This is a genomic window from Agromyces sp. NPDC127015 (assembly GCF_042725165.1).
Taxonomy (GTDB): Bacteria; Actinomycetota; Actinomycetes; order Actinomycetales; family Microbacteriaceae; genus Agromyces; species Agromyces chromiiresistens.
Window position 1 is genome coordinate 274850 of sequence record NZ_JBHXDI010000001.1, and the last position, 12596, is coordinate 287445.

At 71.4% G+C, this 12596-nt stretch carries 10 protein-coding genes; 3 read left to right on the forward strand and 7 right to left on the reverse strand.

From position 1 onward, the window contains the following. Window positions 1-286: 286 nt before the first annotated feature. Window positions 287-3073 (forward strand): immune inhibitor A domain-containing protein, encoded by a 2787-nt coding sequence (locus ACFWGP_RS01185; RefSeq protein WP_231429146.1) that lies wholly within the window; start codon window positions 287-289, stop codon window positions 3071-3073. Window positions 3074-3220: 147 nt separating this feature from the next. Here ACFWGP_RS01185 and ACFWGP_RS01190 read toward each other — a convergent pair whose 3' ends face one another. The 5 genes from ACFWGP_RS01190 to ACFWGP_RS01210 all read right to left on the reverse strand — a co-directional run bounded on the left by ACFWGP_RS01190 (window position 3221) and on the right by ACFWGP_RS01210 (window position 8648). Further along, the gene (locus ACFWGP_RS01190; protein WP_231429147.1) at window positions 3221-3868 is read right to left on the reverse strand and encodes a TetR/AcrR family transcriptional regulator; all 648 of its coding nucleotides are present in this window, start codon (window positions 3866-3868) and stop codon (window positions 3221-3223) included. Window positions 3869-3923: 55 nt separating this feature from the next. Continuing rightward, the gene (locus ACFWGP_RS01195) at window positions 3924-4439 is read right to left on the reverse strand and encodes a GNAT family N-acetyltransferase (protein ID WP_231429148.1); all 516 of its coding nucleotides are present in this window, start codon (window positions 4437-4439) and stop codon (window positions 3924-3926) included. 70 nt (window positions 4440-4509) lie between these two features. Further along, window positions 4510-5226: a tyrosine-protein phosphatase gene (locus ACFWGP_RS01200; RefSeq protein ID WP_275505956.1), complete on the reverse strand. Its 717-nt coding sequence runs from the start codon at window positions 5224-5226 to the stop codon at window positions 4510-4512. 81 nt (window positions 5227-5307) lie between these two features. After that, window positions 5308-8349: an AAA family ATPase gene (locus ACFWGP_RS01205; protein WP_376929948.1), complete on the reverse strand. Its 3042-nt coding sequence runs from the start codon at window positions 8347-8349 to the stop codon at window positions 5308-5310. Between the two features lie 104 nt (window positions 8350-8453). Beyond that, entirely contained in the window at window positions 8454-8648 is a 195-nt protein-coding gene (locus tag ACFWGP_RS01210; protein ID WP_231429151.1) for a hypothetical protein, read from the reverse strand. Window positions 8649-9152: 504 nt separating this feature from the next. Here ACFWGP_RS01210 and ACFWGP_RS01215 point away from each other — a divergent pair. Beyond that, entirely contained in the window at window positions 9153-9548 is a 396-nt protein-coding gene (locus ACFWGP_RS01215; RefSeq protein WP_231429152.1) for a hypothetical protein, read from the forward strand. A gap of 94 nt (window positions 9549-9642) precedes the next feature. Beyond that, window positions 9643-10026 carry a hypothetical protein gene (locus ACFWGP_RS01220; RefSeq protein WP_275505953.1) on the forward strand — a complete coding sequence of 128 codons (384 nt, stop codon included), beginning with the start codon at window positions 9643-9645 and terminating at the stop codon, window positions 10024-10026. A 20-nt stretch (window positions 10027-10046) separates the two neighbouring features. Here the strand turns inward: ACFWGP_RS01220 and efeB are convergent, their stop codons facing one another. Next, window positions 10047-11363, reverse strand: coding sequence for an iron uptake transporter deferrochelatase/peroxidase subunit (efeB, locus tag ACFWGP_RS01225; RefSeq protein ID WP_376929949.1), 1317 nt, complete (start codon window positions 11361-11363; stop codon window positions 10047-10049). A 1-nt stretch (window position 11364) separates the two neighbouring features. Continuing rightward, the gene (efeO, locus tag ACFWGP_RS01230) at window positions 11365-12573 is read right to left on the reverse strand and encodes an iron uptake system protein EfeO (protein WP_376929950.1); all 1209 of its coding nucleotides are present in this window, start codon (window positions 12571-12573) and stop codon (window positions 11365-11367) included. Between the last annotated feature and the right edge of the window lie 23 nt (window positions 12574-12596).

Here is a 12596-nt window from a genome sequence, read left to right on the forward strand (position 1 = left end):
GGGATCGTGCCGCCGACCGACCGGAAGGTCGGAGTCTATTCGACTCCCTCGCCTCGCGGAAGCGTTCTCGGACATCGTGACCCGATCGCCGCCGTCTGCATGACGGATGGGCCGAGTTCTCCACAGTTTGAATCTCAGGTCTTCCATAGGCCCGCCCGTTAAGGGCAGGATTCCGATTACGTCCGTCCACCGACGGGCGCCATGCGTGTTGCCGGCGGTCACCCCCGCCGCGGCACTCGAAGGGAGAAGCATGTCTGGAAACTCCACTCGCGCGCGCAGGCGCGTGGTGGCGACGACTTCCGTGCTTGCGCTCGCGGCCGCCGGTCTGGCGACCTTCGGCGCAGTGCCCGCGAACGCGACGCCATCGCACATCTCCGCGCCGGTGATCGGCGACGACGAGTACTACATGAACTACGTCGCGCCTCGCGCCGAAGCCGAACTGACGGGCGACGATGAAGCGGTCGTCGACGTCAACGGCAAGAAGTCCGGCGCCCCGAGCGCCGAGACGGCGCTCGAGCTCGCCAAGTCCGTCGACCAGAAGTACGCGCAGGGCAACCCCAAGGCCGCGCATCAGCTGGCGAAGACCGAGGCCAAGGCGCAGAAGACGGGCAAGAGCCCGAAGGCGCTCAAGAAGGCCAAGGGCACGCAAGAGGCGAAGCTGCTCACGATCCTCGTCGAGTTCGACGGAACCGAGGACTTCAGCAACCTGCAGGTGCCGACGTCGTTCGGAGCGACCGACTGCAAGCCCGGTGCCGTCCAGTCCGGCCCGCTGCACAACAACATCCCCGACCCCGCCACGTACGAGCTCGAGGACAACAACTCGATGTGGGTGCCCGACTTCTCGAGCGAGCACTTCAACAAGATGCTCTTCACCGATGAAGGCATCACCGAGCGCGTCCGCACCGACCTGACGGGTCCCGACGGCCAGCCCGGCTTCGACATCTCGGGCTTCACCATGAAGAACATGTACGAGGAGATGTCGCGCGGCGCCTACACGGTGCACGGCGAGGCGACCCCGTGGATCAAGGTGCCGCACTCCGAGGCGTACTACGGCGCCACGGTCTGCCACCTCAACGACGAGGGCGTCTACGAGGCCGGCCCCATGCAGGACATGCAGGGTCACCCCGACAACCCGCTCGGCCCGGGCCAGCTGCCGATCGACGCGGTCGCAGCGCTCGCGGCGGCGCAGCCCGACTTCCCGTGGGCCGACTACGACATCGAAGACCAGGGCGACCGTGACGGCGACGGCAACGTGCTCGAGCCCGACGGCGTGATCGACCACGTCGTGCTCGTGCACGCCGGTGAAGACAAGTCGGGCGGCGGCGGCGCCGAGGGCACCTACGCCCTCTGGGCCCACTCCTCCGCCGTCGCAGGCGGCGCCGACATCCCCGGCACCGACCTCAAGCTGTCGAACTACATCGTGCAGCCCGAGGACTCGGGCGTCGGTGTGTTCGCGCACGAGTACGGCCACGACCTCGGCCTGCCCGACCTCTACGACACCTCGAACGTCGCGTCGAGCGACGTCGACTTCTGGGACCTCATGAGCTCGGGTTCGCACTCGGGCCCGATCTTCCAGTCGATGCCCACCCACATGGGCCTCTGGGACAAGTGGGTGCTCGGCTGGGCCGACCCCGAGGTCGTGTCGCCCGGTGACGACGAGACCACCATCAAGGTGGGCCAGTCCTCGCGCCCCGCGAAGGGCACCGAAGACGGCATCAAGATCGACCTTCCCGACAAGGTGATCACGCTCGCCGAACCGCACAGCGGTGAGAACATGTGGTACTCGGGCGCCGACCAGGACTGGGCCGACCTGCGCCTGGGCCGCACCGTCGAGGTTCCCGCCACCGCTCCGAAGTTCTGGATGTGGAACAACTTCGTCATCGAAGAGGACTGGGACTTCGGCTACGTCGAGGTCTCGACCGACGGCGGCACGACGTGGGCCGAGCAGAAGGTCTACGACGCGGCCGGCAACCTGGTCTCGACCGACGACGGCTACTCCGACCCCAACGGGCGCATGAAGGACTTCGGCGCGGCAGAGGGCGCACCGAAGGTCTACGGCCTCACCGGCTCGAGCGACGGCTGGCGTCACGACTACGTCGACCTCACCGCCTACGCGGGTCAGACCGTGCAGGTTCGCCTGCGCCTCGCGACCGACGCGGCCTACCAGGACCGCGGCTGGTTCAGCGACGACTTCTCGGTCACGAGCGGCGACACGGCCGTCTGGAGCGACGACGTCGAGGGTGCCGACGACAACGGCTGGACGAAGGAGGTCGCCTCCTTCACGACGACCACCGGCCCCGGCTGGCGCAAGGACACCGGCACGTCGGTCAAGGCGCAGTACTACCTGGTCGAGTGGCGCAACTTCGACGGCTTCGACGAGGGCCTGAAGTACGGCTACAACAGCATCTACCAGGACGGCGCATGGAAGGTCGCGAAGCTCGCCTACAACGCCCCGGGTGCTCTCGTCTGGTACCGCGACACGACGTACGGCAACTCGAACATGCCGGCGGCGAACGAAGCGGCCCTGCCGAGCTACGGCGCCAAGGGCGGCCTGCTCATCGTCGACAGCCACTTCAACCCGCTGCAGCGCACGGGTGAGGCCGCCGACGTCGACCCGTCGACGCTCAACGTGATGGCCTCGCGTGCGCAGTCGTCCAACGCGGCCTTCGGCCTCGAGAAGACGCACCCGTTCACCGAGTGCATCGCCGACGCCGACTTCAACGAGTACTGCACCGACATCCCCGCGCTCGACCCGGTGAGCACCTTCACCGACGACCACGGCTGGGTGCCGGGCTTCGCCCTCCGCGAGTCGGACGGCGCGCTGTTCTACCGCGACCGCGACGCGTCGACCGTCGTGCCGTCGGTGGGCAACGCGCAGTACAGCACCCCGCTGTACGACCTCGAGGGCAACCGCCTGCCCGATTACGACGGCCTCGACGTGGGCCTCGGCCCGTTCGGCTCGGGCAACCCGGCCGACGACGGCGTGGGCTACGGCACCGTCGTCCAGGTCAAGAAGGCCTTCAAGGGCAACACCGCGGCGCTCATCCGCGTCGTGCCCCCGACGGTCGACTGACCACCGCACCTTCGCAACACCGACGAGGCGTCGGCCCCTCCGGGGGTCGGCGCCTCGCCGCATGCGTCAGGCGGACGGGAGCGAGCCGACCATCGTGCGGGCGGGCCGAGCCGAGTCAGGACGTGGCGCGCGACGCGACGCTGCTCGCTACTCGACCACCGACGCGGTGACGCCGGCGATGAGCCGCTCGATCGCGGCGGAGAACTCGGCGTCGCCTTCGCCGTCGAGGTCGAGATGCGCCGTCTGTTCCACGAGCGGGTGGCGCGAGTCCGACCACAGCGTTTCAGATCCGGATGCCTCGCCCGGAGCCGCGCGACGGGCCGCCTCGAGCGCCGCCTGCCCGAGCGTGAACGCGCGCACGGCGTGGCCCGCGCGTGCGGCGTCGGGGGCGTCGAGTCCCGACTCGACGAACGCCTCGATGAGCGTCTCGGCCAAGGCGAGGGCGTTCGGTCCGTCGAGCGGCCCGCTCGTCACGAGCACGATCGAGCCGGCATGCTCCGCGAGGCGCGCCCGGAGGGCGAGCGCGATCGCCACGACCCGCTCGCGCCACGCCGGCGCCGAGGCATCTCCGATCGACTGCGGATGCTTCGCGACGCCCGAGAGCAGCTGTTCGACCATCGCCTGCAGCAGCGCGTTCTTCGAGGCGAAGTACGTGTACATCGCGGTCGGCGTGAGGCCGAGCGCCGCGGCGACGCCGCGCACCGAGACGGCGGCGACGCCCTTCTCCTCGAGGATCTCGAACGCGGCGTCGACGATGTCGGACTGGCTGACGCTGCGCCTGGGGCCGGGTCTCATGTGCGGTGGTGCTCCTCGGGGTCGACCCTCAACGCTACCGGGCGCGCGGCAGCCTTCAGCGCACCAGTCGCACCGTGGAGATGTCCCAGGGCTCGAACGGCAGCTCGACCCCGTCGGGTTCGAACCCGTTGCGCCGGTAGAACGCGCGGGCCCTCGTCTCACCCGCCATCGCCCAGAGGAACCCCGGCCGGGAACCGATCGCGGCGTCGAGCAGCGCCTGGCCGAGGCCCGAGCCCTGGTACGCATCGAGCAGGTACAGCCCCTTCAGTTCGAGGTCGCGTGGCGCGTCGGGCTCCTCCGTGCGATCGGCCGGTCTCGCGTCGGCGAAGCCGACGATGCGTTCGCCGTCGACGGCGACGACGACGGTGCGCTCGCCGCGCACCGATTCGTCGACGATGCGCTCCCACGCCTCGCTGCGCCGGTCGAGCGTCCACGCCTCGATGCGTTCCCGTGCGACGGCGCCCGACGCGATGTAGGTCGACTGGTGGCTCTCCCAGTGCATGCGCGCGATGAACGGCGCATCGCCCGACCGGGCGTCTCTGATGACCGGGGATGCCGCGGAGCTCGCCATCACTCGAGCGTATCGATCGCGGCGCGACGCGACGAGGTGCTGCACGACGGCGTGCGATGCCACCGCCCGATCAGGCGAGGAGCCGCGCCCGCACGCGGTCGATGCCGTCTGCCTCGAATCCGTTCGCGACGAGGTAGCCGGCGACGTCGAGGCCGTCGAGGAACTCATCGAGTTCGCGCACCCGACGCTCGTTGAGCACCTCGAACTCGGCCGGCGACACCGTGCGGCCGCCGGCGCTCGCGTCGCCCGCGAGCCGTTCGTGCGCATCGATCGCGTGCACCGCGCCGAGGTAGTCGGCGACGATCTCGGTGCGGTCGACCTCGCACAACTGCAGCAGCATCGACGTGATCATGCCGGTCCGGTCGCGACCGTGGGCGCAGTGGAGGAGCAGCGCGCCCGGCCGGGAGTCGCGCGGACCGCCTGAGCCGGCGAGCGCGTCGAACACCGCGACGATGAGCTCGGGCCAGCGCTCGAGCACCTCGGCGTAGTAGCCGGGCGAGTCGAGCGTCTCCCATCTCGCCATGAACTCGGTGTTCGACTGGTCCTCCACCGGACGGTGGTGACGCGTGAACGGCTCCTCGATCGCCCTGCCGACCTCGTCGTCGTTGCGCAGGTCGATGATCGTGCGCACGCCGTTGTCGTACAGCTCGGAACGCCCGGCCTCGCCGAGGCCGTCGAGCATCGCCGACCGGTAGACCCGCCCGTGCCGAGTGGTACCGAGTGCACCGTCGAGCCCGCCGAGGTCCCACGTGTTCGGCAGCCCGGCCCAGGTCATTCGACGCGTCATGCGCTCGACGCTATCGGACCGGGTCGCACCGAGCGCATGGGGAGTGCTCCCCTGCGTTGCCCTCCAGCGCGGGGCAGCGCTTCAGTGCAGCGCGCCGGCGCGGTACGCCGCCTCGGTGCGGGTCGCCGCACCCAGCTTGCGAAGGATCGACGACACGTGCACGCTCGCCGTCTTCCCGCTGATGAAGAGGCGCTCCCCGATCTGCTTGTTGCTGAGGCCTTCGGCGATGAGCTCGAGCACCTGTCGCTCGCGGGCGGTCAGCTCGGCGGCGGCACCGGTCGAGGCGGCGACGCCGTCGGTGATGCCGATCACCTCGGCGCCGACGCGCTGGTCGGCCTCGAGCGCCAGCCCGGCCGCACCGGCGACTCGCATGACCGACGCGAGCACCGCGCCCACGCCGACCGCCTCGGCCTCGTCGTGCGCAGCCTGCAGGGTCGCGCGTGCGGCGGCCCGATCACCCGCCGCGAGCTCGGCCTGGCCGAGCCTGAGCAGCGCGTACGGCCGGAGGAACGCCTCGGCCGTCGGGTCGGAGGTCGCGGCGACCGCGGCCCGCCAGGCGGCCGCGTCTGCGCCCACGGCGGACGCTCCGGCGGCGCCGGTGACGCCGGTGCCCGAAGGGTCGTCGGTCGGCGCGGCGAGCTCCGCGTCGATGAGGGCGGACCAGAGCGGCTGCAGCGGCCACTCGTCGAATTCGTCGATGAGCTCGCGCAGTGCTGGCTCGGCTGCGGCGGCCTCGGCGACGATCGCCGCCCCCTCGGCATCGGCGGCGCCCGCTCCGGCCTTCGCCGCGGCCACGACGCGGGCCACCGCCCAGGCGTACGGGAAGCCGAGCGCCACCGCCGGGCGCTCTCGTGAATCGAAGAGCCCCTGCGTCTCGCGCCAGGCCCTGGCGACGTCGCCGCGCGCGAGCGCGAGCTCGGTCGCGAGCCGGCCCACCGAGAGCCGGGTCTGCATCTCGATGTTGACGGGATTGACGGTGATCGGGCGGATCGCGCGGAACTCGCGATCGGCGCCCTCCGCGTCGCCCTGCCACAGCCTCGCCCAGACCTTCGCCCGAAGCAGGTACACCTTGAACTGCATCGGCGGGTCGAGCGCGAGCGCACGCTCGATGAGCGGCAGCGCCTGCTCCCACTGGCCGAGCGCGTAGTGCGGGTCGACGGCGTTCGAGGCGAGGATCACGCCCGAACTGCGCTCGAGGCCGAGCTGTCGCGCGCGGGCGAGGCCCGCCTCGGCGAGCTCGACGGCTCGCGCGTACTCGCCGATCAGGTAGTGCACGTCGGAGGCGTTGACCCAGTACCGCAGCAGTGCGGGCCCGTCGCCCTCCGCGAGCTCTCGACTGCGCTCGAGGTCGGCGAGGCCGCGTTCGACCTCGCCCAGGTTCACCCGGCACACGGCAGCGACGTTGAGCGACACCGAGGCCGTGCGCGCCGAGCCCTCGCGCAGTGCGAGTGCGAGTGCGCTCTCGGCCGTCTCGATCGCCTGCCGCAGTCGGCCCTCGATCATCTGCCGGCCGGCGAGCGCCGAGAGCACCGTCGCCCGCATGAGCGATGACCGGTCGCCGAGCACCTCGAGCGCCTGCTCGAGCAGCGGGATCGAGCCCGGCCGCCCCGCCCCAGCGAGGGTGAGCGCCTCGTCGCGGAGGAGGCGGGGGAAGTCGGGGTCGTCGGGCGGGCACTCGGCGAGGGCGGACTTCAGCAGGGTGAGGCTGCGCTCGTTCTCGCCCGCGTTGCGCAGATGCGAAGCGGTGCGGCCCATGAACTCCATGCGGCTCATGCCGGCGATCTGCTCGGCATCGTCGACCACGTCCCACAGGCCCAGCGCCCGCTCGCCGAGCTGCGCGGCCGACGCGAACGCCGTCGAGCGGCGGGCCTCGTGCATCGCCTGCACGGTGGCGGGGAACGCCTTGGCCGCATTGTTCGCACCCAGCCAGTGGTACGAGATCTCAGCCGCGAGACGGCGCGTGCCGGCGGCGGCCAGCGACTCGTAGGCCTCGGCGTACCGGGCGTGGTACCGCGCCCGTTCGCCGGGAAGGATGTCGGCCGCGATCGCCTCGCGGACGAGCGCGTGGCGGAAGCCGTACTCGTCGCCGTCGACGACGAGAACGCCGCCGAGGATCGCCTCGCGCGCTGCCTCATCGAGGCGCTGGCCCGCGCCGGTCGAGGGATCGGCGTCACCGCCGCGGAAGACCGCGGTGAGCATCGAGTGGTTCACGCGCACGCCGCCGGTCGCGATCAGCCGGAGCAGTTGCTGCGCCTCGTCGGAGAGGCGCTCGTAGCGTGCGAGCAGCAGCTCGCGCAGGGTGTCGGGAAGGTCGGACTCGTCGCGGCAGCCGTCGAGGCCCACGACCTCTTCGACGAAGAACGGCACGCCGTCGCTGCGGCGGAAGAGGACGTCGAGCACACCGTCGGTCGGCCACTCGTCGGCGATGGATGCCACGAGCTCGCGCACCTCGTCGCGCGAGAGGCGCGCGAGCTCGCGCCGCTCGACCCAGCGGTCGCGCTCGAGCTCGGAGAGGAAGGGCCGCAGGAGATGGCCACGGGTGACGTCTTCGCTGCGGTAGCTCAGCACGATGAGCACCCGGCTCGACGCGAGCATGCGGGTGAGGAAGCGCAGCAGTGCGAGGCTCGCGGGGTCGATCCAGTGGAGGTCTTCGACGATGAGCACGATGGGCCGCTCGTGCGAGAGCGTCTCGAGCAGCACCGCGATCGCCTCGTGCAACTGCCCGCTCGCACCCGACCCACCGGCGATCGCCACGGTGTCGACGGGCTCGCCGATCGCCCCCAGCTCGGGCAGGAGGGCGACGAATGCGGCGCGGCCCGGGCCGACGATCTCGAGCGCCCGCTCGCCGCCGACCTCCGCGACCAGGGCGCGGAGCGCCGCCTTGACGGGCGCGTAGGGCGCCGCGACCGCGCCGAGGTCGACGCACTGGCCGAACACGACTCGCGCGGTGCGCTCGGCGCGCTGCCGGAACTCGCGGATGAGGCGACTCTTGCCGATGCCGGCCTCGCCGCCGATCACGATCGTGCGGGGCACCCCGGCGGCAGCCTCGTCGAGGAGGCCGCCGAGCCATGCGAGCTCGGCATCGCGCCCGATCATCGTGGCGCTGGACGCGGCGGTGGTCACCAACACATCGTCCCATGCGCCGGTGACACGCGCGGTGCGTTCGGCCGAGGCATCCGCGATCGATCGCACGACCGGGAAGATGCTCACGACCGCGGCCGAACCGCTCACCGCAGGGCGAGCTGCGGAGCGCGGCGGCCGACGTGCCGCCGGCGCCGGACGTGACCGGCCGAGGCCGTGCCCGCGGCGTCCGCCTCGACCGCCTGCTCGTCGACGGCGAGCCGCTGCGCGAGCCGGCGCTCCGCCAGGAGCACGTTCGCCTCATGCGTGCGGATCGCGACGAGATCTGCCGAGTACTGCATGGTTTCCTCCTGTGTCGGACTCCGACCGTTGCGATCGGATGACCTCAGACTCCTCGCTAAGGCGCCTCGGGCCCATCGGACGATCGCCCTATTTCGGCGCCGCAGCCGCCGGAGACCGGCTTAAGACGATCGCGAGCCCGGCGCCGGAAGGGTCTGCCGAGGCCTGCCGAGCCCGTCGAGGCGGACCTCGACGACGGCGGCGACGATCGCCGAGACGGCGAGCATTCCGAGGGTGAGCATGAGCATGAGCATGAGTGGGTCTCCATTCCGTCAGGAGAGCATTCGGGAGTCTCCGGGCCGCGTCATCAGCGCGCGCACCGAATCGGACCGGGGCCTGCCCGCCGGGGTGGGCCCTGAGGTCGGCGGCGAGTATCGTGATCGACGACGCGGACTGCCGCGACCTCGCTGTCGCCTCGACGCTCGACCGCACCGCCGCGATCGGCCCGCGAACCGCCCGTGCACGCAGTAGGAGACCACGCAGTACGAACAGAGCGGAGGCCAGCTGTGAACGAGATCGTCACCGTCACGCCGTGGCATCCCTGGCCGCTCGCGATCCCCATCGTGATCGCGATCGGCGGCATCGTCGTGTCGAGCATCGGCACGCGCCGGCACTCGAAGCCGGTGCGCGAGCTCGGCAGCGCGATCTTCTTCCTCGCCGCACTCGGGGCGCTCGCGATGTTCGGCTTCATGCCCGGCTCGTGGGACCAGGGTGCGCGCGCCGACGCGCTCGTCGGGCTCGGCTACGAGTCGCCGACGTTCTCGGCCGAGCAGATCACCGGCCCGGGCGAACCGGCCGTCATCGCGTTCCAGGCCGAGCGCGACGGCGAACGGGTGCGAGGGTTCCTCAAGAGCACGGGCGGCGACCAGTGGCAGGTCACCGAGGTCGAAGAAGACGACTGAACGGGATGCCTCGGCGCCGGCGCCGGCAGCAGGGATGGATGCCCGCGCAGGCGCCCGGTATCGTCGGGTCATCAGGTGAGGCGAGGAGGCCCGAATGACCGAGGTCGTCACCATCGCGGCATGGAACCCGTGGCCGCTCGTGATCCCGCTGCTCATCGTGTTCGGCGGCACCGTCGTGGTCGCCATCGGCGTCCGGCGCAGGGGCTCGCGGATGATCGAGCTCGGCGTGTTCGCGGCGATCGGCGGGCTCGTCGCCGGGGGGCTCATGACCTGGGGGATGTCGCAGGCCTGGGATGCCGAGGCGCAGCGGGTCGCACTCGCGGAGCTCGGCTACACCGACACCGAGGTCACGGCCGGTGAGGAGCGGTCGGGATCGCAGCCCGTGCTCGACTTCGTCGGCGTGCTCGACGGACAGCACGGCGAGCGGGGCCGGCTGCGCCACGTCTCGGGCGACCGGTGGGAGGTCGTCGAGTTCTGACCGCCTCGGCCGTCAGCGGCTCAGGCGAACAGCTTCTGCCCCACGAACTCGCCTTCGGAGACGCCGCCGGGCACGGCGAAGATCGCCGAGCCGACGTGCTTCAGGTACTCGTTGAGCCCGTCGGTCGCGAGCGACGTCTGGATGTCGATGAACTGCTGCGGCGACCGCTGGAACGACAGGAAGAACAGGCCCGCGTCGAGGCGGCCGAGCTCGTCGTTGCCGTCGACGAAGTTGTAACCGCGACGCAGCATGCGCGCGCCGTTGTTGTTCGACGAGTGCGCGAGGCGAACGTGGGCGTTGGTGTCGATGAGCGGTGCCCCGGTCGCTCCCTCGGCCTCGAAGTCGGGCTCCGTGAACTCCGTGCCGCCCGAGAGCGGTGCGCCCTCGCCCTTCGACCGGCCGACGAGCATCTCCTGCTCGCCGAGCTGCACGCGGTCCCAGTTCTCGATGATCATGCGGATCCGCCGCGCGACGAGGTACGAGCCGCCCGCCATCCACGCAGGCCCGTCGGACTCCGCGACCCAGACCTGCTCGTCGACGACGTCCGCCTCCTCGGCCTTGACGTTCGCGGTGCCGTCCTTGAAGCCGAACAGGTTGCGAGGCGTCGCCTGTGCGGTCGAGGTCGACGAGGTGCGGCCGAAGCCGAGCTGCGACCAGCGCAGCGTCGCCCGCCCGAACGCGATGCGGCTGAGGTTGCGGATCGCGTGCACCGCGACCTGCGGGTCGTCGGCGCACGCCTGGATGCAGAGGTCGCCACCCGTGCGTGCCGGTTCGAGGGCGTCGCCCTGGAAGCGCGGCAGCGGCGCGAGCTCCGGCGGTCGGCGGCTCGCGAGGCCGAAGCGGTCGGCGCCCGAGGCGTCCTCGAAGATGCCGGGCCCGAAGCCGAAGGTGAGGGTCAGGCCCGCGGCCGGGAGCCCCTGCGCCTCGCCGGTGTCGGCGGGCGGCGCGTAGTCGGAACCGCCCACGGCGCCGCCCTCCTCGACGTCGAGGCCCTGCGACAGCCGTGCGGCCGCGTTCGTCCAGTCGGTGAGCAGCTCGATGAGGCCCTCGCGATCGAGCGACGCATCCACGTCGAACGCGGCGAAGTGCAGGCGATCCTGCGCGGGCGTCGTGATGCCCGCCTGGTGCATTCCGTAGAAGGCATACGAGGATGCCGCAGAGCCGGCGCCGCTCACGGAGGCCGACGCCGACGACATCGCGGCGCCCACCGCGGCGGCCCCGCCGGCGAAGCCGACCGCTGCGCCCGCGGCGCCCGCACCGAAGAGGCCGAGCAGGCCCCGGCGCGAGACGCTCGGCGTCTCCTCCTGGGGTGCCGACGTGGGCTCCGTGTCAGACATGTCAGACCCCGAGCACCGTGGCCGTGAGCTGCGAGAGCGGCTCGGCGAGCGCGTTGACCTGGTCGCTCAGCGCCTTCTTGTCGGCGTCGGTGAGCTCGCTGTAGTTCACGAAGCCCTCCTCGAGCGAGCCGTACTTCGCGAGCTCGGCCTCGAGTGCGGCGAACTGCTCGTCGATCTCGGCCGCGAGCTCGGTGCCCTCGTCGCCCTTCGACTCGGCGAGCGGGCGCACCGCGCCGAACGCCACGCCGGCGCCCTGCACGTTCGCCGCGAAGTCCGAGAGGTCGGTGCCGCTCCACCAGTCCTCCTCACCGGTGATCTTGCCCGAGGCCACCTCGTCGAGCAGCGCGATCGCGCCGTTCGAGATGTCGGCGAGACCGACCGAGAACGACTCGTCGGTGACGAGCTCGTGCAGCTCGGTGACGTCGGCGACGAGGCCCTCGGCGTACGCCGTGCGCTCCTCGGGCGTCGACGGCGCCCAGCCCTTCAGGGCGTCCTGGCCGTCGGAGTTGAGGTCGCCGGGCTGCGGCGCCCAGAGGTCCTTCTCGGTGCGGTGGAACCCCGTCCACTCGAGGCCGTCGGCGACGGCGTCGACCTCGCGGAAGTCGATCTTCGGGTCGAGGTCGCCGAACGCCTCGGCGGTCGGCTCGATGCGCTCGTAGGGCACGCGCGCCGCCGCGAACAGCGAGCGCGCCGTCTCGTCGTCGCCCGCCTTGTACGCGTCGGCGAACTCCTGCACGAGCGGCAGCAGCTCGCTCGTCTGCGAGCGAACGTACGCGAGGTACTCGGTGACGGCCTGGTCGCTGAGCTCCTGCTCTCCGGAGGACACGGTGGAGGCCTCGCCGGTGACCGTGAACTCGGCGAGCCCGACCGGCGCCCCGACCTGCTGGAACTTGCACGCCGTGTAGTAGGTGCCCGGTTCGAGCTGCGCCGTGAAGTCGACCTGCTGGCCAGGGGTGACGTTCTCCTTCTCGCCCACGATGCGCAGCTTGTCGTCGGCGAGGATCTCGAACTCGTTGACCTCGGTGCCGTTGTTCTCGAGCGCGAAGGTGACCGCGCCGGCGGGGGCGGTGTCGACGGCGACGGCGCAGCCGTCGTCGGTGATGTCGACGCCGATCGCCTGTGCGAGATCGGCCTTCGCCACGCACCCGGTGAGGGTGAGCGCGGTGAGTGCGGTCACGGCGACGGAGGCCGCGAGGGCACGACGGGTCATAGGTGGCTCCTGGTTCGAGGGTG